This is a genomic window from Sorangium sp. So ce1504, from assembly GCF_051521635.1.
Lineage (GTDB): Bacteria > Myxococcota_A > Polyangia > Polyangiales > Polyangiaceae > Sorangium > Sorangium cellulosum_B.
Genome location: NZ_CP150365.1, coordinates 8,301,727 through 8,322,610 on the forward strand (window position 1 = coordinate 8,301,727; position 20,884 = coordinate 8,322,610).

Here is a 20,884-nt window from a genome sequence, read left to right on the forward strand (position 1 = left end):
GCGCCGCTGCCTGCGGTGCTCATCTTCCCTGCTTCCCTGTTCCCCGCTTCCCTGCCCCGGATCCGAGCTGGGCCGCCGAGCCGGCCCAGCGAGCTCGTCCTCGACGACACGAGCCGCGCCAGCGTGACAGCTTGCCCCAGCGTGTGGCGCATTGTCGCGCGGCGGCGCGATCCGGCCGCGAGGCCGTCTGTCGGGGCGCCGGCGCTCTCGACCGGGTTTCAACTGGGCACGTCGGTTGCTGAACGGGCGGAAACGGGTGGAAACGGGTGAGCCCGCTGCTCACGGAGGTGACCGCCTTCGTGAGGCTCGAGAGTCGTTCACCAGCACCCAGAGGAGGGAGAGCGAGATGGCACGAGATCGCTACGAGGGCCGGGATTTCCGTGACGAGGGGCCGCGCGGCGACTGGCGTCACCGGGACGAGCGGTGGCGCGCGCCGCGGGACGACGATCAGCGCGGATTCCGCGGTCACGAGGGGGACCGCGACGCGTTCGAGCGAGGGTCGTACAGCCGCGGCAACTACGCGAACCAGAGCGGCGGCAGCCGGCAGGCAGAGCTGGGCCAGCTGCCGCGGCCGTACGATCAGCAAGGGCGGGGAGACGGCAGAGACCCGTGGAGGGCGGGCGGCCAGCACGCACGGGACGACCGCGGCGGCTCCGAGAGGCGCTGGCAAGAGCAGGGTGGCGCCGGCGCGCACGGCTACCGCGAGCCCGAGCAGCGCCGCGCCTACGGACAGGACAGCCCCTCGTGGGAGCGGATCGGCGGGCGTGACGATCACTTCAGCGGGCGGGGCGCCGAGGACGAGCGAAGAGGGTTCGGCTCCATGCAGCGAGGGCGCGACGAGAACCGCGGCTATTACGGCCGCGACGCGGGCCGCGGCTTCTCCGGACCGGACGAGGACCAGGGCCGCGGCGCCTACGGCCGCCACGACCGCGGCCGCGACGAGGAGGGCCAGAGCCGGCGCTACCAGGGCGACGACCACGGGCGAGACGACGACCGGGACCGCGGCTATGCGCGAGACGACCATCAGGGCCGCGGCTATGCACGAGACGACTATCAGGGCCGCGGCTATGCGCGAGACGACTACCAGGGCCGCGAGCGCTACCAGGGCCGCGACTACGGGCGAGACGATTACCAGGACCGCGAGCGCTACCAGGGCCGCGGCAACACACGAGGCGACCACCTGGGCCGCGAGGATCAGCATCGCAGCCACGGCTACGGGCGCGGCGAGGACCAGGATCGATATCGAGGCGGCGACGAGAGAAACGCCCCTGGCCACCATGACGTTCGAGGCGACCACGGTCGCGGATACCAGGGCCGCGGCGAGGAGCGCGAGGACCGCGGTCGCAGCGAGGAACGCGGCGGATACGGCGGCATCTACAATCGCCCGGAGCGCCGGCCCGGGTTCGGCCGCTTCATGGGCGACGAGATCCCGCAGGGATACTCGACCCGCGTCCACGAGCGCGACGACGTGCGCGCCTCGCAAGGCCAGGGCCACGAGCGCTCCCCCGCCGAGGACGGCGGCCGCTCCAGGTACCAGCGCCAGGACCGGACCTGGAACTGAGATCAACCGATCTCCACAGCTCGACGCCCGCGCTGCGGTGTCTGTCCCTGCGCGCAGGAGGAGATTGGAGTTGTCCGCGCCACGGACCTAGAGCATCCTCGCGCGCATGAAACGACAAGCTTACTCCAATCTCCCGAGGCTCGCTTCCATCTGCTGCATCGCCTGGTCGGCGCTGGCCGGGTGCGGTGACGACGACTCGAATTCAACGGGTGGAACGACGGGCTCGGGCGGTGGCTCATCCACCTCGAGCAGCGCCTCCGGCACAGGCGGCGACGGCGGCGGCACGGGCGAAGGCGGCGGCGGCGGCGGTGGCGCGGATCCCGGCACGACCTCGTCCTCGTCGAGCACGAGCGGCGCCGGCGGCGGAGACCCCTCCGGCGACACCATCCGCTTCATCGGGCGCTTCGATACGACGAACGCCGAGGGCCCCCGCTTCTCCTGGGCCGGCAGCGCGATCGTCACGCGGTTCTCGGGGACGTCGCTCGGCGTCCGCTTCAACGACGAGTCGACCGCGGCGCAATCCAACTTCTTCCAGGTGGTGATCGACGGCGAGGCGAAGGGCGTCCTCAAGGTCAACAGCGAGGAGGATCTCTACACGGTCGCAGAAGGGCTGCCCGACGGCGAGCACGACCTCGTGCTCCACCGCCGCACCGAGCCGCTGGTCGGCGTGTCGCAGTTCCTCGAGTTCGTCCCGGAGCAGGGCGAGGCGCTCCTGCCGGTCCCGGCGGCGCCCGCGCGCCGGATCGAGGTGATCGGCGACTCGATCTCCGCCGGCTACGGCGTCGACGGCGCCAACGAGACTTGCCCGTTCACGAGCGATACGGAGAACAACTACCTCGCCTACAGCGCCCTGACAGGCCGGCTCGTCGGGGCCGACACAACGATCGTCGCCTGGTCCGGCAGAGGCGTTTACCGGAACTACGACGGTGAAGTCGCGCCCACGATGCCCGAGATCTACGGCCGGACGATCGCCGACGAGGAGCAGCCCGCATGGGACTTCTCGTCCTGGGTGCCGCAGGTCGTGGTGATCAACCTGGGCACGAACGACTTCAGCATCAACGTCCCGGGCGACGCCCAGTTCCGCGCGCCGTTCACCGATGCCTACGCGGGCCTCGTCGAGACGGTCAGAGCGAACTATCCGGACGCGTTCATCTTCTGCACCATCGGGCCCATGCTGAGCGACTCGTACCCGGAAGGCGCCCAGGCGCTCACCAGGGCGCGCGCCTACATCGGCCAGGTGGTGGAGGACCGGAACGACAGCGGCGACGACAAGGTGCGCGTCCTCGAGTTCCCTGCGCAGGACGGCGCGGCGAACGGGCTCGGCTGCGACTACCACCCGAGCGTCAAGACGAACGCGCTCATGGCCCAGCAGCTCGCGGAGGCCATCCGCGAAGAGCTCGACTGGTGAGGGCGGCGCAGGGCCGGGGCATCGTGCCACCGGCCCATCGCGACCGCTGTGGCACGACGCACCACGCATCCCACGCAAGCGCAGCGCACACCTCGCAGGCAGCGAGCGCCGGTCCCATCCGCTCGCCGCGGCGCGCGCGGATCGGCCATCCAGAGTCATGGTACACGCGGTGCATCTCTCGCCATCAGAACAGCGGAAGGGCGGCGGCGCCGAGAGCGCGTGAGAGCGCGCCGCTGAGCGAGGAGATCATCCATGCAGACCAAGCGAGACAGCTCCCTGCGGGCCACCAGCAGGCATCACAGCCATGATTTCATGGAGGCGGCGCGCAGGAGCGCCGGGCGCGCGGAGAGCCGAGATGCGTTCATCCCCGACCCGGGAGACGGCCCCACAGAGGTGGTCGACGAGCTCGCCGAGCAGATCGCCGAGCAGTACGTCGCATCGGCGACATCGGGCAGGGGCGACACCACCGAAGATTACGAAGACAGGATGGAGCCGGAGGAGATCGGGGGGCCTTTCGTCATCACGACGGAAGCACAGGAGATCGGGTACAGCAGGGACTCCACGAACCCCGATGACGGCGAGATCGAGCCGTTTCCGCTGGTGCATCGCTCGCCCCTCCGCTGATCGCGCGTTCCTCGGCGCGCGGGCGATCGACGCTCGCCCGGGCAAGACCACCCGGCCAGCGCAACGCCCGCGCGCCAGAGGAGCGGAGCTCCGACCGAGGCGGTCTGGCTGGTTCTGCTTGGCGTCCGCCCTCGGCGCGCCTACGAGAGGCGCTGCCGCACAGCTGCACAGAGCACAGAGGAGGATGTGACCATGGCTCAGACCAAGTTCAAGGGAAGCCCCATCCACACCGCCGGCGAGCTGCCGTCCGTCGGCGCGACCGCCCCCGACTTCACGCTCGTGAAGACCGACCTCTCCGAGCGCAAGCTCTCGTCTTACTCGGGCAAGAAGATCCTCAACATCTTCCCGAGCGTCGACACCCCGGTCTGCGCGAGATCCGTGCGCACGTTCCACGAGCGCGCCGAGAAGCTCCCGGGCGTGACGGTGCTCAACATCTCGGCGGACCTGCCGTTCGCGCACACCCGCTTCTGCGCGTCCGAGGGAATCTCGAACGCGGAAGGCCTGTCGACGTTCCGGGGAGATTTCGGCCAGAAGTACGGCGTCACGCTCGTCGACGGGCCGCTCGCCGGCCTGCTCGCGCGCTCGGTCCTCGTGCTCGACGAGCAGAACAAGGTGCTCCACGTCGAGCTCGTCCCGGAGATCGCGCAGGAGCCCGATTACGACGCGGCCCTCGCCAAGGTGCAGTGAGCCGGAGCGCCGGCGCCTGGCCGCCCCGCGCGCGAGCGCCTCGTGAGGCCCCGCGCGCGAGCGCCTCGTGAGGCCCCGCGCGCGAGCGCCTCGTGATCTCACGCGCTGGCGCGCCTCGTGATCTCACGCGCTGGCGCGCCTCGTGATCTCACGCGCTCGCGCGCTTCGTGAACCGGATGCGCAGCCCCTCCGGCTGCATCGCGAACGCCATCCGCTCCCGCACCGGCGCGGTGTGATCCGCGAGGTGCACCGTGAAGCTCCGGAGCACCATGCCGACCGTCACCGCGCACTCCAGGAGCGCCATCGCGCGCCCCGGGCAGACGCGCGGCCCGCCGCCGAACGCGAGCGCCATCCTCGGCTCGTGGGGTAGCGTCGACGGCGCGCCCCCGAGCCAGCGCTCGGGGCGAAACGACTCCGGATCGCCGAAATATTCGGGTTTCCTCCCCGTCGCGCGCGTGAGCGCCACGACGCCGGCGCCAGCGGGCACGGCCACGTCGCCCACCGCGGTGTCGTGGTTCGCCTCGAGGAAGAGCAGCGGCGCGGCGGAGCGCAGGCGCAGCGTCTCCTGCGTGACGGCGGCCGTGTACTCGAGGCGCTTGCACTGCTCCAGCGTCGGGATCAGGCCGCCGCCGAGCACGCGATCGACCTCCTCGCGGGCGCGCGCCTGCACGTCGGGGCGCGAGCCCAGGTAATAGAGGATCCACGCGAGGGTGTTCGCTGTGGTGTCCTCGCCCGCGAGCAGCATCGTGAGCACGTTCGCGTAGACCTCGGCGTCCGAGAGGCGCGCCCTCGGGTCCTCGCCGTCCCGCGCGGCGATCATGAGCTCCAGCAGCGTCCGCGGGCGCGCGGGCCGGTCCGCGCCGCGCTCGAGCTCGCGCCGCGCGGCGGTCACGAGATCGAGGATGAGCCGCTTCACCGCGACCAGGGCGCGGTCGTAGGCGCGGTCGGCGGGCAGTCCCAGGTAGCGCCAGTAGGGCAGCGGCGCGAGCATCCGCCGGTTCAGCCCGAGGAACACGCGCTGGAGGTGCTCCTGGAGCGCGTCCGCCCCGCGCTCCAGCGTGTTGAGATCGCGGCCGAAGGCGACCGACGAGGTGACGTCGACCGAGTAACGCATGAGATCGCCGAGCACGTCGCGGGCGGCGCGCTCGTCGGCCGCCCGCGCCCAGAGCTCGCGCAGCCGGCCCGTGATGTCGCGGATGCTCGGGAAGAAGCCCTCGACATGCCTCGGGTGGAACGTCGGGTGGATGAGCTGCCGCTGCTTCCGCCACGCGTCGCCGTCCGCGGAGAACAGGCCGACCATGTCCGCCTCGCGCGACACGGCCTCGATGGCGCGCACCCGCCGGAACACCGCGGGCCGGCGCTGGAGCACGTCGCGCACGAGCTCGCCGTCCACAACGACGAGGACCGGCTGTCGGCCCATCCGCACGACGAAGAGGTCTCCATGGGCGCGCCACCACCGCTCGAACTCGAGGTGCCAGCGGTCGGGGTGGAGCGCGAGCAGATGGCCAAGCACAGGCAAGCCCGGCGGCCCCGGGAGATCCGCGAGCGTCCGCCGGGGGCGCGCAGCCGCGTCGCCGCGGCCGATCGCGTCCTCCATGGCAGGGAGCGTGGCGTTCATGCCCCCTTCATACAGAGGCGGCGCGCCCCGACGCAAACCCGACAGGCGACAGAGGACGCGCCCCACCGCGCTGGACGATGTCGGACGGGCGGAGCGCCGGCGCTGGCGAGGTGGCGTCGACACGGAGTAAGACGCGGACATGACGGAGCCGCTGGAGCGACAGCTCGCGAACCTGTCCGGCGCGGAGATGGTGGAGGCGCTCGGCCTCGGCGGGGCGCCGGCTTGGGTGCGCCGGGCCGGGCGCGCGGCCTTCGCCGTCCCTTCGTGGCCGCTCGGGCGCGTGCTCGCGCGCTTCGATCGGCGCACCGGCGAGGCGGGGCTCCACGTCGCGGCGCGGGAGGCGCTCGCCGGCTTCGGGGCGCGCTGGACGGCCGACGCGGCGCCGCCGTCGCGCGGGGCGCTGCTCGTCGTGTCCAACCACCCCGGCGCCTACGACGCGCTCGCGCTCATGGCGGCGCTCGGCCGGGAAGACCTCATGATCGTCGCGGCCGATCGGCGGTTCCTGCGGGCGCTGCCCCACGTGAGCCGGCGGCTGCTCTTCGTGCCGATCGACGAGGGCGGCGCGCTCGCGCTCGCCGCGCGGTCGGCCGGCGTGCGCCGCGCGCTGCGGCACCTGCGCCGCGGGGGCGCGCTGCTGCACTTCCCCGCGGGGCGCATCGAGGCGGATCCGGCGTTCGCGGGCAAGGGCGACGCGCTGCTCGCGGAGTGGCAGCCGAGCGCCGGCGCGCTGCTGCGCGCGGCCGCGGCGGCGGGAGGGCGCGCCGCCGTGGCGATCGTCTCGGGGGTGCACTCGCCGCGGGCGAAGCGGCTGGCCATCACGCGGTGGGCCGAGCGCCGCGGGATCACCACGCTGGCGCCGCTCCTGCAGGCGGCGCTGCCGGGCTTCGACGACGTCGAGGTGCGGGTTCGCCTGGGCGAGGCGCGGGACGCGGCGGAGGTGGCGGGCGGGGCCCGCGACGACGCGGCGCTCACGCGACGGCTGAAGGACGAGGCGGCGTCGCTGCTCGCGGGGGCGTGACGGCCCGGCGCCCCGGCGCGGCGCGATCCTGCCCGCTCTTCGCCGAGCCGGTCATCCCCTCATCCGCTCATCCGCGCGCCGCGTGCGCGAGCGCCGCGCGCACCGCGGCCGCGGTGCCGTCCCAGGTGGGCAGCGTCGCGGCCCGGACGGCCGCCGCGCGGCTCATGCTCGCCCGGAGAGCGCCGTCCTCGAGGAAGCGGGCGAGCGCCGGCGCGGGGCCCTCGACGTCGTCCCAGAGCAGCGCCTCCGCGCCGTCCTGGACCGCCTCCGCGATCGCGCCGGCGCGGGCGGCGAGCACCGGAACGCCGGCCCGGACCGCCTCCGTGAGCACCATGCCGTAGCCCTCCAGCGACGAGGGCAGGACGAGCGCGTCCGCCGCCGCGAGCTCGGCCGCGAGCGCCTCGTCCCCGAGCACGCCGGGCGCCGAGACGCGCGCCCGCAGGAACGCAGAGCCGGCGATCGCGCGGCGCACCCGCCCGGCGTAGGCCGGGTCGCGCGCCGCGTCGCCGATGAGCACGAGCGTGGCATGCGCGCTCCCGACCCGCTCGAACGCCGCGAGGAGCTCCAGCAGCCGCTTGCGCGGGATGAAGCTCCCCACGAACAGGAGCTGCAGCGGGCCGCCGTCCCGCCGGGCGCGGGGGAGCAAGGGGAGCCGGTCCGCGCCCGGCGTCGCCACGTCGACCCGGGCGAGCCCGAGCTCGCGCCGGAGCCGCGCCGCGGTCGTCGCGCTCGTCGCGAGGTGCGCGTCGCACAGGCGGATCACCGCCGCCTCCGCGAGCGAGAGCGCCGCGCGCCGCGGGCCGGGCGGGAGCTCCCACGCGCTCAGGTGGTGCACGAGGAGCGCGCGCGCGATCCGCCGCGGCAGCGCCACGAACGCCGGCCCGAGCTCCCGGAAGCAGAGCTCGTCGCCGACCACCACGGCGGGGTCGATCCGGGCGAGGCGCCGCGCGAGAACGAGGCCGGCGAGCGCCCGCGACCGCGGCGCCGGATCGAGGGACACGACCTCCACGGCGTCGCCCCGGGCGCGCAGCCGCTCGACGACGAGCCGATCGTAGATGTAGCCGCCCGTTGTCTGGTCGAGGGCGCCGTAGACGATCCAGGCGATGCGCATGGGTCAGGGGAGCGGCCCGGCCTGATAGCCTCCCTCGCGGCGCGCGGCAACGAGCCCCGCCGCGCGCCCGCGCTGCACACCGCGGCGGCCGGCGCTACAGGTCGCGCTCGAAGCCCGCGTACGCCGACGGCGACTCTCGGACGAGCACCCTCAGCGTCGATCCCGGGAGCGGCGCCTCTCCCGCGGGCAGCCTCGCGATCTCCTCGGCGAGGAGCCCGGCCACGTGCTCGGCCACGCGCTCGGTCGTGGAGGTGCGCCCGGGGAAGGCGGGGTGCTCGTCGAGGTTCGTGTAGTCGATCGTGTCGAGCACCCGGCGCAGCGACGCGTGCAGCGCGCCGATGTCCATGACCACGTGGTGCGGGCCGAGCGCCTTCGCGCGGATCTCGATCTCGACGGAGTACGTCGCGCCGTGCATCCGGGTCGCCGGGCCGAAGAACGGATCGGAGAAGCTGTGCGCGATCATCACGTGATCGCTGACGCCGAGGAGGAACATGGCGGTAGCGGGCCTCTGACTTCTAGGTTGCCTCTCGCGTAGCCGATCGCGCGCCGTACCGGAAGACCGTCTGCAGCCGCGCCCCGGGCTCGGCCGCGAGCTCTGCGTACACGGACGGCGCCGCGTCGAGCGGGACGGACGGGTCCAGCAGCGCGTCGAGCGCCGGGTCTTCGAGGAGGGCGCGGACGAGCGCGAAGCGCCGCGCGTGGTCCCAGCGGGGGGCGCGCTCCGGCGGGAGGGTCGAGACCTGGCTCGCCCGCAGGCGCAGGCGCCGGCGGTGGAACTCCGCGCCGAGCGCGACCGGGCTCGTCCGCGCCCCGTAGAACGACGCGACCGTCACCGTCGCCTCGCGCGCCGCGTGCGCGATCGCGCGGTCGAGCTCCTCCGGATGGCCGGTCGCGGCGATCACGGCGTCCGCGTCGCCGCGCGGCCGGTCGTCCTCGGGCCGGAGCGCCGCGGCGGCGCCGAGCGCGAGGCCGACCTGGCGCCGCCGCTCGCTCGGCTCGACGAGCCGGACCACGGCCCCGGCGCGCCGCGCGAGCGCCACGATGAGCAGCCCGACGACCCCGCCGCCGAGCACCACCACGTCGTCTCCGAGCCCCACCCCCGCGTCCCACACGCACGTGATCGCCGTCTCGAGGTTCGCGGCCAGCACCGCGCGCTCGGCCGGGATCGAGCGGGGCAGGCCGCGCGCCGCGCCCGGCCCGAGCAGGTGGAGATCGCCGTGGGGCGCGAGCGCGAAGACGCGGTCGCCCGGCCCGAGCGCCGCGCCCTCGCCGCGGGCGACGACCTCGCCGACCCACGCGTAGCCGTAGCGGCGCGGGTAGGTCGGCGCGCATTCCGCGTCGGGCGCGTCGAGCGACGGGTCGAACGGCGTCGGCCCCTCGCCGCGGAAGAGCAGCAGCTCCGTCCCCTGGCTCACGCCCGACGCGAGCGCGCGCGCCACGACCTCGCCGGGCCCGGGCGCGCGCGGCGGGGCCCCCGGACGCACCTCGACGAGCCCTGGCCGGACGAACCAGAGCTCCCGGGCGAGGGGCGGGGCGGCGTCGCTCGGCGTGATGGCCCCGGGCGGCGCGGGCGCGTCAGTCGGGATAACGCACCTCCCCTCGCAACAGCACGTTGCCCCCGAGGAGCTCGACCGCCGGCTCGCGCAGGTCGATCGCCGACGCGAGCGGCGCCTCTCCCAGCGCGCCGACCGCGGGGATCGCCGTGTCGCCGAGGAAGCGCGGCGCGATCTCGACCTCCGCGCGGTCGGCGAGGCGCGCGCGCAGGAACGAGGTGAGCACGGCGCCGCCCCCCTCGACGAGCAGCCGCCGCACGCCGCGCGCGTGCAGCTCGGCCAGCGCGTGCGGCAGCGAGACGAGGCCGCTGTCGTCCGCGGGCACGACGATCACCTCTGCGCCGCGCTCCTCGAGCCACGCCTGCGCCGCGCGCGACGCGCGCCCCGCCGCGCCGAAGACGACCACGCGCCCGCCGGCCGGCTGCCCGCTGCCGGGCGGCTGCAGCAGGCGCGCCCCTTCCGGCACGCCGAGGGCGCTCGCCAGCACCACGCGCATCGGCTGGCGCCCCTCGCACCCGCGCAGGGTCAGCCGCGGATCGTCGATCACGACGGTGCGGATCCCCACGAGCACCGCGTCGTGCTCCGCGCGCGCCCGGTGGGCGCACACCATCCCGGCGGGTGTGCTGAGCATGACGCGCTGGTCCCGGGCCGCGATCCGGCCGTCGAGCGTCTGGGCGAAGTGGAGCGTGACCCGCGGGCGCGGCAAGCTCATGGCGCGCCCGCGGGTGCGCGTCCGGCGCGAGCGAACGCGCAGGGGAGAGGGGACTTTGCCGCCGTCCCGAGCCGACAGTGGAGCCTCCGGGGCACGACGGCACTCTAGACCAGAACGTGGGAACCGGGGAGGAGCGCGCGCACTCGATCACCCAGTTCCACGCTTTCTAGCAACGCGTTCATCTCCGCGCTCAACGGCCTCATCCGAAGCTCATTCCGTCCGGCGCGCCGATCGCGCTGCTGCAGTAGCGCCATCGGGCGACTCGAAGCATCGATGAAGATCAGCGAGACACGGTTCGATCGTCTCTCTGGCGACTCCGCCCCTCGATGGGCGCAAAGACGATATGTCGAGCGGTGCTCCGACGCGAACACGCCAGGCGTCGAGGTCGCCGGAGCGACGTCGAGTCCACGAAGCGCGTGACGCGGCGCACGCCACACTTTTCGAGTCGAGCGGTGATGCCATCGCTGTTGCTGCAATTGTTCAAGTCACGCTCTGCTTTTTGCGCACGGCGATGCCGCGCACCGCCGTGTGCCTGTGTGCAAGTGTATGTTGCGCGCCATGCGCGCCCATACCTTGACCGAATCTTTTGCACTTCTCACGCTGGCGGCGGCTCTCGCCGCCGGTTGCTCTGGATCTTCTGACGCTGACGACGGAGACCCCGGCGCAGCGGCGAGCTCTGGCGGGCTACCGAGCGCGAGCGCCTCGACGGGCGACGCCGCGAGCAGCAGCGGCGGCTCGACCTCGGGCAGCGCCGGCGTCACCAGCGGCGCCGGCGTCACCAGCGGCGCCGGCGGCGCGGGCAGCACCGGCAGCACCATGGCGGGAACGGGCGGCGGCGCGGCGGCAGGTACCGGGGGTAGCGGCGACGCGAGCAGCACCGCGGCAGGAACGGGCGGCACCGCGAACCCGGGCTCCGAGCTCGGCAACGGCGCCATGGAAGGCTCCGGCAAATCGAGCGAGCGGTACGAAACGGGCCTCGTCTCGCGCGACGGCACGCCGTACGTGCTCATCACCAACGGCTGGGGCCCCGGGTTCGGCAACCACACCGTGTCGTGGGAAGGCACGTCGTTCACGGTGGAGAGCATGAGCGGCTCGGCCGGCTCGATGGGGCAACCCGCCTCGTACCCGACGGTCTTTTGCGGCCGATACTCGGTGAGGGAGGTGCCGGATTGCGGCTTGCCGGCGCCGAGCAGCTCCATCAAGAGCCTGCGCACCGGCTGGCGCTGGGCCAAGAATGGTAACGAGGGCCAGTACAACGCCGCGTTCGACATCTGGATGGGCAACGGCACGCAGCTCCAGGGCTATCTCATGGTGTGGCTGCGCGATCCGACGCGCTTTCAGCCCGCCGGGCAGCCGAACGCCGCGCACCAGGGCGTGGAGGTCGCGAACGTCCCCGGCAAGTGGAACATCTGGAACGGCATGGTGAACGGCCTGCCGATCGTGAACTGGGTGCGCGCCGAGGGGCAAGACAGCTCGGAGATCGAGTTCGACGTGATGGACTTCGTGCGCGACGCGCAGACGCGCGGCATCAGCGTGCCCGGCAACACGGTCAACGCGGTCGCCGTCGGGTTCGAGATCTGGGAGGGCCCGATCACGAACCTGAAGAGCCTCGACTTCTACGTCGACGTGAACTGAGCGCCGCCGCTCGCTTGCCGCGCAGGCCCAGGCGCCCTATCGCTGGGCGCGATGCCCATCCGCTGGCCGGATCTCTCCTCGCGTTGCGAGCGCGCTGGCCTCCCGCTCCGCGGCGGCTTCCATCCGCGCGAAGGCGACGGCGTGCCGGCGGCGGGCGATCTCCCGGCGGGGACGCTCGTCCTGCTCGGCAACGCCGGTCCGTCGATGTGGCGCGCGTTCTCGCGCGCCCGCAAGGACACCCCCGATCTCGCGCTCGACGACTGGACCGCCGCGGTCGTCTCCCCGCTCGCGGCGGAGCTCGGCGCGACGGCCCTGTTTCCCTTCACCGGCCCTCCCTACTGGCCGTTCCAGCGCTGGGCGCAGCAGGCCGAGGCGCTGTCCCCGTCGCCCCTCGCCATCCTCATCCACCCGCGATTCGGCCTCTGGCACGGGTACCGCGCCGCCCTCGTCTTCGCGGAGCGGCTGTCGCTCCCGCCGCACGAGGATCTGGCGAGCCCCTGCGTCTCGTGCGCCGGCCAGCCCTGCCTGAGCGCCTGCCCCGTGTCCGCGTTCTCCCCCGGCAGCTACGATGTCGCCGCGTGCGTCGGCCACCTCGACGCCGGGCCTGGCGCAACGTGCATGACCGGAGGGTGCCTGTCGCGCCGCGCCTGCCCGATCGGGCAGGAGCACATCTATCCCGACGAGCAGCGCGAGTTCCACATGCGCGCGTTCCGGCGCGCGATGTCGAGCACGGGCGGCTAGCGAGGACCGCGGCGGCACGCAGAGCGCGCTGGCCCCGGCGCACGGCGCGGCTCACTGCCTCCTGATGCGATATCCGGCGCGCGGGAAGTGCACCGCGATCTCCCCCACGTCCGGATCGCTGCGTCGTATCGTGATCTCGGCGGCCGAGAGCCGCGCGACCACGCCCCGGGTCTCCTCTGGACCGTAATCGTCAGCCGTGATCGTCACGGCGTCTCCCGGCGACAGGCCCTCTCCGGTCGCGCTCTCCCCGCCGGCGACGTCGGCCGGCTCGGACGCGCGGGCCGCCGCGAGCGCCTCGGCGGCGGTCATCGCTCGGACGTCGCCGGGGCCGAACGCCTCGATGCGCGCGAACCACGCCGCGAGCGCGGGCCGCGCCTCGATCGCGGCGGACAGCGTGGCGCTCCGATTCAGGAACCAGACCGGGTGGAAGCACGCCGCATCCGCGATCGAGAACGCGTCGCCCAGCAGGAAACGCCGGCCGCGGAGCTGACCCTCCAGCCGATCGAGCGACAGCAGCACCTGGCTCAGGGCGTGCGGCGCCGCCTGGAAGATCGCGTCCTTGCCGAGCGCCGGCGACATCGCCGCGCGATCGACCAGGATGCCGGGCGGCAGGACAGGGAATATCTCCACGACCACCGGCGGCACGGCCTGGGACATCAACCGATGATCCGCCCAGTCCTCGATCAGCTCGACCAGCCCGGCCTGGCCCGGCGGGATGCACGAAGGCTCCGGCCGTATCTGCTCCAGGCGCCGCGCGATGCACGCCGTGTCACAATAGATGTCCGCGCCGATCTGCAAGACCGGGATCCGCCGATACCCCCCCGTGAGCGGCGTCAGCTCCGGCTTCGGCGCCATCATCGGTTGCTCGACCGATCTCCACGCGATCTTCTTGTACGCGAGGATCCGGCGGATCTTCTCCGCGAAGAGCGAAAAGGGATAGTGGTGCAGGATGAGCTCGGCCATGGACGACCTCGTGCGCTGGCGACCTCTTCGGGTCGGCGTTCGCTCTCGAATCTAACGAGGGCGCCGCGCGTCGCTCTTGGCAGATCTTGCGATCCCCGCCCTCTCTCGGGAGCTCCGGGGGCCCCGGATCAGGCCGCCGGCGCGGAGCCAGGCGCCGCTCGCCCGGGCGCCGTTCGCCCTGCATTTCGCGCGTGCGCCGCATTCCCTGCGCGGCGCCGCCCGCGAGCCGCTAGCCTCCGTTTCGGGGGGGCGGCGCCGCTGTCTCGCGGCGCCTCGAACAGCCCTCCTGACTCGACGGATCCCCGCGCCTCGCGCGGGACGAGGAGGCACCGCCCATGCTCGCCGGCCGCATGATGGATTACCCGCTCACGTTGACCCACTTCCTCGACCGGGCGCGGACGTACCACGCGCGCTGCGAGATCGTGACCCAGAACCCGGACAGGACCGTCTCCCGCTCCACGTATGCCGATCTCCACCGCCGCGCGTCGAAGCTCGCGCACGCGCTCACGCGGCTCGGCGTCCGCGCGGGCGACCGCGTCGCGACGCTCTGCTGGAACCACGCCCGGCACCTGGAGCTCTACCTCGGCGTCCCGGCCATGGGCGCGGTCCTCCACACCCTGAACCTGCGCCTCCACCCGAGCGAGCTCGGGTACATCGCCTCGCACGCCGAGGACAAGGTCGTCGTCGTCGACCGCTCGCTCCTCCCGCTCTTCCGCAAGTTCGCGCCGGAGGTCCGCAGCATCCAGCGCGTCCTGGTCCTCGACGACGACGGGCCCGTGGATCCAGCGGCGGGCGACGGGCTCGACTACGAGGCGCTGCTCGCGCCCGAGCCGGAGCACTTCGACTTCCCGAGCCTGGATGAGCGCGCCGCCGCCATGCTCTGTTACACGTCGGGGACGACCGGCAACCCCAAGGGCGTGGCCTACAGCCACCGCTCGATCGTGCTCCACACGCTGGTCTCCTGCATGCACGACGCGCTCGGCTTCCGCGACCGCGACATCGTCCTTCCGGTGGTGCCCATGTTCCACGCGATGGCCTGGGGGCTGCCGTACGCGGCGATCGCGACCGGCGCGAGGCTCGTGCTCCCGGGCCCGCACCTCGACGCCGCGTCGCTGCTCGATCTCATGGCCAGGGAGCGCGTCACGTTCGCCGCGGGCGTCCCCACGATCTGGCTCGGGATCCTCGCGCTCCTCGACGAGCACCCGAAGCGCTGGGATCTCTCGTCGATGCGCGCCATGGTGATCGGCGGCTCGGCGGCGCCCCCCGCGCTCATCGACGGCTTCCGCGCGCGCCACGGGCTCGTGGTCCTCCACGCCTGGGGCATGACCGAGACCAACCCGCTCGGCACCGTCGCCCACGTCCGGAGCAGCCTTGGCCGCCTCCACGAGGACCCGGCCGCCTCGCTGCAGACGCGCGCGTCGCAGGGCTACCCGGTCCCGTTCATCGATCAGCGCCACGTCGACGCGAACGATCGGCCGCTGCCCTGGGACGGCAGGACGATGGGCGAGCTCGAGGTGCGGGGCCCCTGGGTCGCCTCATCGTACTTCGGCGGCGAGGGCGAGGACCGCTTCACGAAGGACGGCTGGTTCAAGACCGGCGACGTCGTGACGATCGACGGCGAGGGCTACATGCGCATCACGGATCGAACGAAGGACGTGATCAAGTCGGGCGGCGAGTGGATCAGCTCGGTCGCGCTGGAGAACGCGCTCATGAGCCACCCGGCTGTCCTGGAGGCTGCGGTGTTCGCGGCGCGCCACCCCCTCTGGGGCGAGCGCCCGCTCGCCGCGATCGTCCTGCGGCAGGGCCAGAGCGCCTCGAAGGAGCAGCTCCACGCCCTCCTCGAGCCGCGCTTCGCGAAGTTCTGGCTCCCGGACGAGTACCTCTTCCTCGAGCGGATCCCGCGCACCTCGACCGGCAAGTTCCTCAAGTCGAGGCTGCGCGAGGAGTTCGCCGATCTCCTGGAGAAGAAGGCATCCGGATGACGCGCTGACGCGCCCGCGCGCCCTGGGAGAAATCGCCGGAAGCTCCCGGCAAAGCGTGTACTACGCTGCCGCCATGGCCGAAGGGGAACCCGAGGATTTCGCCGCCGCGCTGAACGACGCGGCCATCGACGGCTGGATCAGCGCCATGGGTCTCCGGCTGATCCGCGCCACGCGCGACGAGGTGGAGGCCGAGCTCGACATCGGGCCGCAGCACCGGCAGGCCTATGGCATCGTCCACGGCGGCGTCCACGCGGGCATCGTGGAGACGCTGGCGTCGATCGGCGCCGCGCTCCATGCCCTGCCGGACGGCCGCTCGGTCGTCGGGCTCGAGAACCACACGAGCTTCCTGCGCGCGGTCCGGTCGGGGCGGCTGCGCGCCACCGCGCGCCCGCTCGACCGCGGGCGGCGCACCCAGGTCTGGGAGGGCTCGGTCTACGACGAGGAGGGCCGGCTCTGCGCCTCGGGGCGCGTGCGCCTCCTCGTCCTGGAGCCGGACGCGACGCTCGCAGGGCAGCGCGCCGGCACGCCCGGGTGATCGAAGGCCGCGCGCGCGCCTGACCGAAAGCTCCCCCTGACCCCTGATTGCCCGATCGCCGGCTCGCCTGACCCCCGGATTGCCCGCTCGCCCGATTGCCCGATCGCCCGAGCGCCTTACACCCTTCGCGAGGTGCCCCCGTTGCGCGACGCAGCCGCCCTTCGGATGATCGACCCCATTCCCCGGCTCGGCTGGGTCGGCGCGCCCTCGCCGGTCACGGCGCTGCCGCGGCTCGCCTCCGCGCTCGGCGTCGAGTTCCTCGGCGTCAAGCGAGACGACCTCTGCGAGCCCCTCCACGGCGGGATGAAGATGCGGAAGCTCGACTACGTGCTCGCCGCGCCGCCCTTCTCGACCGCGGCGGCGTGGTCCGCGGCGGGCGGCATCGGCTCGGGCAACGTGGCGGCGCTCGTCGCCGCGGCGCAGCGGCTCGGCCGGAGGGTGCACGCGCACCTCTTCTGGACCGACCTCTCCAGGGGCGTGCTCGACAACCTCGCGTTCACCGCCTCGGGCCCGGCCTCGATCCGCTTCTACCCGTCGCGCGTCGAGCTCGCGCTCGCGCGCCCGTCGCTCTTCCTGCCGCTCCGCGCCCGGGACGACGACGGCGCGGCGATCGTGCCGCTCGGCGCCACGTCGGCGCTCGGCATGCTGGGCGCCGCGCGCGCGGCGCTCGAGCTCGGCGCGCAGATCCGGGCCGGCGAGCTCCCCGAGCCCGCGCGCGTCTACGTGCCGCTCGGCTCCGGCGGCACCGCCGCCGGGCTCGCCGTCGGGCTCGCGCTGGGCGGCCTGCGCTCGCGGGTCGTGGCCGTCGCCGTGGTCGAGCGCCTCCTCGCCTCGCGCTTCCGCCTCCGCGCCCTCACCGCCGAGCTCCGCGCCGCGCTCGCGCGGCGGGGCGTCGCGCCCGTGCCCCCCGCGGCGCCGATCGACGTCGTGCACGGCTACCTGGGCCGCGGGTATGGATCACCCACGCCCGCGTCGCTCGCCGCCTGCGACGCCCTCGCCGCCGAGGGGATCTCGCTGGAGCCGGTCTACACCGGCAAGGCCATGGCCGCGCTCATGGCGCACGCGCGGGAACGCCGGCTCGGCCCGGTGCTGTTCTGGCAAACCGCGCGGCGCGAGCCCCTGCCCCGGCACGACGGTTTTTGCGAGCGGCTCCCGGCCGCGCTGTCGCGGCGCCTCGGCGCCCACTGCGGCGGCGGATCTCGATAAACGACCTACATCTCGGCGCCTCCCCGGCGCTCGTGCGCTGTCGCTCGGCTGCACTTTTCTCCACGCCGGCCTCGTGCTGCCAGCGCGCGGCGGCAATTTTCTGGATCGCACCGCCATTGCGACGCGATAGAATTGCTGTCTCGCTTGCGCCCTCGGCGACCGCCCATCCCGGCGCTCGTAACGCCGCGGCCCGCGCGCACACAACGCGCAAAACATGCGCAAACCACGCACAACGGACGCGCAGACCACGCGCGATATTCCCCACAGAAGGAGTCTTCACATGCTTAGGCCGCTACAGTCGAACTGGTGTGCTCCGCTCGCAACCATGCTGGTGTTGGCCGGGGTCGCGTGTGGGGGCGGCACCGATGGATCGAGCGACTCCAGCAACAGCGCCGGCGCCGGATACGGCTCGGGCACGGGCGGCAGCGACTTCGGGTCCGGTGTGTCGGCGGGCGCAGGCAACGGGAACGGCAGCAGCGGCAGCGGCGACGGGTGCAACGCGAGCCTCACGGGCATCGTGCGCGACTTCCGCGCCTACGAAGACGGCGAGGGGCACCCTGACTTCGAGACGTTCACGGGCCAGGGCCTGAAAGGCATCGTCGAGCGCGAGCTGGGCCCGGATCAGAAGCCCATCTATGCGCATGACGGCGGTACCGCGCACACGACGGGGCCCGAGGAGTTCAACCAGTGGTACCGCGACGTCGACGGCGTGAACATGCCGATCCAGTTCACGATCACGCCCGTCGTCGGCGCGGACGGCATTGCCACCTACGAGAACCGGGCCTTCTTCCCCATCGACGAGCGGGGCTTCGGGAACGAGGGGAGACAGCACAACTTCCACTTCACGTTCGAGCTCCACATGACGTTCGTGTACAACGGCGGCGAGGAGTTCAGGTTCTCCGGCGACGACGATCTCTGGGTGTTCATCAACAACCGGCTCGCCATCGATCTGGGCGGCCTCCACGGCCCGCAGGACGATAGGCTCGACCTCGACGCGATGGCGAGCGAGCTGGGGATCACGCCCGGGCAGGAGTACGCGCTCGACTTCTTCCACGCCGAGCGGCACACGACCGAATCGAACTTCACCATCCAGTCGACGCTCGCGTTCACGAACTGCGAACCCATCTTTGTCGATTGATCCGCTCGATTGATCCGCTCGACTGATCCCGCTCCACCTCTCCTGCCCAGCGAGGGCGGCGGGCCCGCTTCCGCGAGCCCGCCGGGGCTAAGGCTGGAACGACCCGCTGACGAACGTCGAATCGGCGAGGCGGTACGGCGCGCCCATGATCTCCCTGGGCCGCGACCCGCGCACGAGCTCGCGCGGGAGCTCGTAGGTCTGGTCCATCAGCCGGATCTCGATCGGCCCGGAGTCCTCGACCTCCAGCGACCACTCGATACCTCCCGGCGGTAAACCCATGTAGGTGAACCCCCAGCGGACATCGCGCTTCGCGTCGGCCACGCGACCGCGCTCCTCCACGCCCTTTCCGTCCACCTCGGCGCGGATCACCCGGTTCGGGGACGTCACCTCCGCGAACAGCCAGGGGGCTCCCCGGGATGAGGCGACGCGGAGCCGGAGCGCCCGCACGCCGTCGCGCCGGACATCGCCGAGCACCGTGAGCGACGGCGCCGGCAGGGCGAGGGCCGGCGCCTCGCCCTGGCGCGTCACGCGAACGAACGGCACGGCGAACGAGGGCGCCTGCCCGCGATCGTCCGGGAAGTACGCGGCGGTCCACGGGTCGAGGTCGCGGTCGGCCGAGAGCCAGTGGGCCTCCCCGGCGGCGGTGTCGACCGCGTAGGCGAGGCTCGCCGGTCGGGGCCGCGCCTCGGTGAAGCCCGTGGTGGCGCAGGCGACGAGGAGCGCCGTGAGGCCGGAGACGCCGAACGCGAGCGAGAGCCGCGGCGAGCGGCCGCCGCCGAGCAGCTCGGCGTGCGGCAGGAAGAGCCCGAAGACGAGCGCGACGGCCAGGGCCGGCACCGCCGCCTTCGGCAGGCCCAGCGCGACGAAGAACAGGTACGGGCCGGGCACGGCCAGCGCGACCGCCGGCACCGCGGTCGCGACGAGGACCGCGGCGTCCGCGAGCGTGGGCGGGGCGTCGCCGCGCCGGATCGTCACCGCCGCGAGCCCGAGCAGGGCGAACGCGAGCGGCCAGGCGAAGTAGAAGCTCGCGCCCGGCATGAGCAGGCTCGCCGCGACGAGGAGCAACAGCCACAAGAGCAGCGCGCCGAGGGCGAGCTCGCACGCGCCGAGCCGCCGCCGGAAGAACCGGTAGCCCGCCGCGGAGGCCGCGAGCGCGGCGAGCGCGAGCGCGAGCCGGTACGCGGGCGCGTTGTACGGCTCGAACGGCATCACCCGGAGGGCCGGGTGCACGCTGCGGAGGATCCACGCGAGCCCGCCCACGGCCGCGGCGACGCCGGCGAGCAGCGCCAGGAAGGCGAGGAGCCCCGCGGCGATCCGGCCCGGCGAAGCGGCCCGCCGCCGCCCCGCGTGGAGCACCACGCCCGCGAACAGGCAGGTGACCAGCGCGGCGATCGGGAGCGTCCAGCCGATCGGGTGCGAGACGAGGTGGGCGCCCCACGTGTTGAAGTACACCGCATCTCCGCGCCCGGGATCCCGCAGGTCGAGCGCGCCGAAGCGCCGCGCGAGCGAGAGCGCGTAGTCGCCGGCGTGCTGCACGCTCCGGAGGTCGAGGTTGCCCACGGTGTCGGACGGGGCGTGGTAGTGCGCGGCGTCGTCGGTGAAGGCGAAGTTCAGCCCGGGGATCCCGGCCCGCTTGAAGACGCTGAGATCGGTGCTGTGGCCCATGCGCCGCGCGACCTCGGGGAAGAGCGACGACGCCACCGGGTAGGCCGCGGCGCTGGCGAGCTCGCGGACGGGGAAGGCGTCGCCGGGCCCGGTGTCGAACATCGCGACCACGCCGCCGGCCCCGCGGGCGTCGAAGTTGAGCGCGATCCCCACCTCGCCGCGCAGCGGGTGCTCGTCCATGAACGCCTTGCCGCCGAGGACGCCTCCCTCCTCCGCGTCGGTGAACAGGAGCAGCACGTCGTTGCGCAGCGGAGGGCCGCTCTTCAGGGCGCGCAGCGCCTCCAGGAGCGCCGCCACCCCGCTGCCGTCGTCGGCGGCGCCCGGGCTGCCGGGCACCGAGTCGTAGTGCGCGACGAGCGCGACCGCCCGGGTGCTGTCCGCGCCCGGCAGCCGCGCCACGATGTTCTCGACGTGCGCCGCGTCGTACGGCAGGCCCCACTGCCGGCTGAGGACCGAGGCGCGCTGCACCTCGGGCTGCACGCCGAGCTTCGAGAGCTCCGCGAGCAGGTAGTCGCGCGCCCGCCGGTGGCCCGCCGAGCCGGTGGGGCGCGGCTCGGCCGCGATCTGCGCGAGGTGCGCCCTGGCCCGCTCGGCCGAGAACACCTCGGGCGGCGCGCTCGCCGGGACGACGTCGGGAGGGCTCAGCTGCGCGATGCGGAGCGCGACCAGCGCGAGGAGCGCGAGGGCCGCTGCGAGGCGAGGAGACCACGCCATGGCGGTCGGTCGG

At 73.5% G+C, this 20,884-nt stretch carries 18 protein-coding genes; 11 read left to right on the top strand and 7 right to left on the bottom strand.

Annotated features, from left to right (window positions below):
• Nucleotides 1-346 precede the first annotated feature (346 nt).
• The 4 genes from WMF39_RS31200 (at nt 347) to tpx (ending at nt 4,280) form a co-directional block, all read left to right on the top strand.
• Complete coding sequence (locus tag WMF39_RS31200) at nt 347-1,561, top strand: hypothetical protein (RefSeq protein WP_437740126.1); 1,215 nt, start codon at nt 347-349, stop codon at nt 1,559-1,561.
• A 106-nt stretch (nt 1,562-1,667) separates the two neighbouring features.
• Nucleotides 1,668-2,969 carry an SGNH/GDSL hydrolase family protein gene (locus tag WMF39_RS31205; RefSeq protein WP_437740127.1) on the top strand — a complete coding sequence of 434 codons (1,302 nt, stop codon included), beginning with the start codon at nt 1,668-1,670 and terminating at the stop codon, nt 2,967-2,969.
• A 252-nt stretch (nt 2,970-3,221) separates the two neighbouring features.
• The gene (locus tag WMF39_RS31210) at nt 3,222-3,593 is read left to right on the top strand and encodes a hypothetical protein (RefSeq protein WP_437740128.1); all 372 of its coding nucleotides are present in this window, start codon (nt 3,222-3,224) and stop codon (nt 3,591-3,593) included.
• A 192-nt stretch (nt 3,594-3,785) separates the two neighbouring features.
• The gene (tpx, locus tag WMF39_RS31215) at nt 3,786-4,280 is read left to right on the top strand and encodes a thiol peroxidase (protein WP_437323736.1); all 495 of its coding nucleotides are present in this window, start codon (nt 3,786-3,788) and stop codon (nt 4,278-4,280) included.
• Between the two features lie 148 nt (nt 4,281-4,428).
• Here tpx and WMF39_RS31220 read toward each other — a convergent pair whose 3' ends face one another.
• The gene (locus WMF39_RS31220; RefSeq protein WP_437740129.1) at nt 4,429-5,898 is read right to left on the bottom strand and encodes a cytochrome P450; all 1,470 of its coding nucleotides are present in this window, start codon (nt 5,896-5,898) and stop codon (nt 4,429-4,431) included.
• 139 nt (nt 5,899-6,037) lie between these two features.
• On the opposite strand from WMF39_RS31220, the gene WMF39_RS31225 reads away from it, so the two are divergent.
• Nucleotides 6,038-6,916 (top strand): 1-acyl-sn-glycerol-3-phosphate acyltransferase, encoded by an 879-nt coding sequence (locus WMF39_RS31225; RefSeq protein WP_437740130.1) that lies wholly within the window; start codon nt 6,038-6,040, stop codon nt 6,914-6,916.
• 67 nt (nt 6,917-6,983) lie between these two features.
• On the opposite strand, the gene WMF39_RS31230 is transcribed toward WMF39_RS31225, so the two are convergent.
• The 4 genes from WMF39_RS31230 to WMF39_RS31245 form a co-directional block, all read right to left on the bottom strand.
• Entirely contained in the window at nt 6,984-8,027 is a 1,044-nt protein-coding gene (locus WMF39_RS31230; RefSeq protein ID WP_437740131.1) for a glycosyltransferase family 4 protein, read from the bottom strand.
• A 94-nt stretch (nt 8,028-8,121) separates the two neighbouring features.
• Nucleotides 8,122-8,520, bottom strand: a complete 399-nt coding sequence (locus WMF39_RS31235) for a 6-pyruvoyl trahydropterin synthase family protein (protein ID WP_437293635.1) — start codon at nt 8,518-8,520, stop codon at nt 8,122-8,124.
• Between the two features lie 22 nt (nt 8,521-8,542).
• The gene (locus tag WMF39_RS31240) at nt 8,543-9,511 is read right to left on the bottom strand and encodes a zinc-dependent alcohol dehydrogenase (RefSeq protein ID WP_437740132.1); all 969 of its coding nucleotides are present in this window, start codon (nt 9,509-9,511) and stop codon (nt 8,543-8,545) included.
• A gap of 91 nt (nt 9,512-9,602) precedes the next feature.
• Entirely contained in the window at nt 9,603-10,292 is a 690-nt protein-coding gene (locus tag WMF39_RS31245) for a RibD family protein (RefSeq protein ID WP_437740133.1), read from the bottom strand.
• A gap of 558 nt (nt 10,293-10,850) precedes the next feature.
• On the opposite strand from WMF39_RS31245, the gene WMF39_RS31250 reads away from it, so the two are divergent.
• Nucleotides 10,851-11,927 (top strand): GH12 family glycosyl hydrolase domain-containing protein, encoded by a 1,077-nt coding sequence (locus WMF39_RS31250; protein ID WP_437740134.1) that lies wholly within the window; start codon nt 10,851-10,853, stop codon nt 11,925-11,927.
• 51 nt (nt 11,928-11,978) lie between these two features.
• On the top strand, nt 11,979-12,668 hold the full coding sequence (locus WMF39_RS31255) for a hypothetical protein (RefSeq protein WP_437740135.1): 690 nt from the start codon (nt 11,979-11,981) through the stop codon (nt 12,666-12,668).
• Between the two features lie 51 nt (nt 12,669-12,719).
• Here the strand turns inward: WMF39_RS31255 and WMF39_RS31260 are convergent, their stop codons facing one another.
• Nucleotides 12,720-13,631, bottom strand: coding sequence for a glutathione S-transferase family protein (locus tag WMF39_RS31260; protein WP_437740136.1), 912 nt, complete (start codon nt 13,629-13,631; stop codon nt 12,720-12,722).
• A gap of 335 nt (nt 13,632-13,966) precedes the next feature.
• Between WMF39_RS31260 and WMF39_RS31265 the strand changes: the two genes are divergently transcribed.
• The 4 genes from WMF39_RS31265 (at nt 13,967) to WMF39_RS31280 (ending at nt 18,492) form a co-directional block, all read left to right on the top strand.
• Nucleotides 13,967-15,613 carry a long-chain fatty acid--CoA ligase gene (locus WMF39_RS31265; protein WP_437740137.1) on the top strand — a complete coding sequence of 549 codons (1,647 nt, stop codon included), beginning with the start codon at nt 13,967-13,969 and terminating at the stop codon, nt 15,611-15,613.
• A gap of 73 nt (nt 15,614-15,686) precedes the next feature.
• Complete coding sequence (locus WMF39_RS31270) at nt 15,687-16,148, top strand: PaaI family thioesterase (protein ID WP_437740138.1); 462 nt, start codon at nt 15,687-15,689, stop codon at nt 16,146-16,148.
• A gap of 165 nt (nt 16,149-16,313) precedes the next feature.
• Nucleotides 16,314-17,354, top strand: a complete 1,041-nt coding sequence (locus WMF39_RS31275) for a 1-aminocyclopropane-1-carboxylate deaminase/D-cysteine desulfhydrase (protein ID WP_437740139.1) — start codon at nt 16,314-16,316, stop codon at nt 17,352-17,354.
• 325 nt (nt 17,355-17,679) lie between these two features.
• The gene (locus tag WMF39_RS31280) at nt 17,680-18,492 is read left to right on the top strand and encodes a fibro-slime domain-containing protein (RefSeq protein ID WP_437740140.1); all 813 of its coding nucleotides are present in this window, start codon (nt 17,680-17,682) and stop codon (nt 18,490-18,492) included.
• Nucleotides 18,493-18,579: 87 nt separating this feature from the next.
• On the opposite strand, the gene WMF39_RS31285 is transcribed toward WMF39_RS31280, so the two are convergent.
• On the bottom strand, nt 18,580-20,871 hold the full coding sequence (locus tag WMF39_RS31285; RefSeq protein ID WP_437740141.1) for a M20/M25/M40 family metallo-hydrolase: 2,292 nt from the start codon (nt 20,869-20,871) through the stop codon (nt 18,580-18,582).
• Nucleotides 20,872-20,884: the final 13 nt, after the last annotated feature.

What these genes read in the sequence shown, in the direction of transcription:
- WMF39_RS31200 (WP_437740126.1), top strand. Translation starts at nt 347, where the DNA reads ATGGCACGAGATCGCTACGAGGGCCGGGATTTCCGTGACGAGGGGCCG.
- WMF39_RS31205 (WP_437740127.1), top strand. Translation starts at nt 1,668, where the DNA reads ATGAAACGACAAGCTTACTCCAATCTCCCGAGGCTCGCTTCCATCTGC.
- WMF39_RS31210 (WP_437740128.1), top strand. Translation starts at nt 3,222, where the DNA reads ATGCAGACCAAGCGAGACAGCTCCCTGCGGGCCACCAGCAGGCATCAC.
- tpx (WP_437323736.1), top strand. Translation starts at nt 3,786, where the DNA reads ATGGCTCAGACCAAGTTCAAGGGAAGCCCCATCCACACCGCCGGCGAG.
- WMF39_RS31220 (WP_437740129.1), bottom strand. Translation starts at nt 5,898, where the DNA reads ATGAACGCCACGCTCCCTGCCATGGAGGACGCGATCGGCCGCGGCGAC.
- WMF39_RS31225 (WP_437740130.1), top strand. Translation starts at nt 6,038, where the DNA reads ATGACGGAGCCGCTGGAGCGACAGCTCGCGAACCTGTCCGGCGCGGAG.
- WMF39_RS31230 (WP_437740131.1), bottom strand. Translation starts at nt 8,027, where the DNA reads ATGCGCATCGCCTGGATCGTCTACGGCGCCCTCGACCAGACAACGGGC.
- WMF39_RS31235 (WP_437293635.1), bottom strand. Translation starts at nt 8,520, where the DNA reads ATGTTCCTCCTCGGCGTCAGCGATCACGTGATGATCGCGCACAGCTTC.
- WMF39_RS31245 (WP_437740133.1), bottom strand. Translation starts at nt 10,292, where the DNA reads ATGAGCTTGCCGCGCCCGCGGGTCACGCTCCACTTCGCCCAGACGCTC.
- WMF39_RS31250 (WP_437740134.1), top strand. Translation starts at nt 10,851, where the DNA reads ATGCGCGCCCATACCTTGACCGAATCTTTTGCACTTCTCACGCTGGCG.
- WMF39_RS31255 (WP_437740135.1), top strand. Translation starts at nt 11,979, where the DNA reads ATGCCCATCCGCTGGCCGGATCTCTCCTCGCGTTGCGAGCGCGCTGGC.
- WMF39_RS31260 (WP_437740136.1), bottom strand. Translation starts at nt 13,631, where the DNA reads ATGGCCGAGCTCATCCTGCACCACTATCCCTTTTCGCTCTTCGCGGAG.
- WMF39_RS31265 (WP_437740137.1), top strand. Translation starts at nt 13,967, where the DNA reads ATGCTCGCCGGCCGCATGATGGATTACCCGCTCACGTTGACCCACTTC.
- WMF39_RS31270 (WP_437740138.1), top strand. Translation starts at nt 15,687, where the DNA reads ATGGCCGAAGGGGAACCCGAGGATTTCGCCGCCGCGCTGAACGACGCG.
- WMF39_RS31275 (WP_437740139.1), top strand. Translation starts at nt 16,314, where the DNA reads ATGATCGACCCCATTCCCCGGCTCGGCTGGGTCGGCGCGCCCTCGCCG.
- WMF39_RS31280 (WP_437740140.1), top strand. Translation starts at nt 17,680, where the DNA reads ATGCTGGTGTTGGCCGGGGTCGCGTGTGGGGGCGGCACCGATGGATCG.
- WMF39_RS31285 (WP_437740141.1), bottom strand. Translation starts at nt 20,871, where the DNA reads ATGGCGTGGTCTCCTCGCCTCGCAGCGGCCCTCGCGCTCCTCGCGCTG.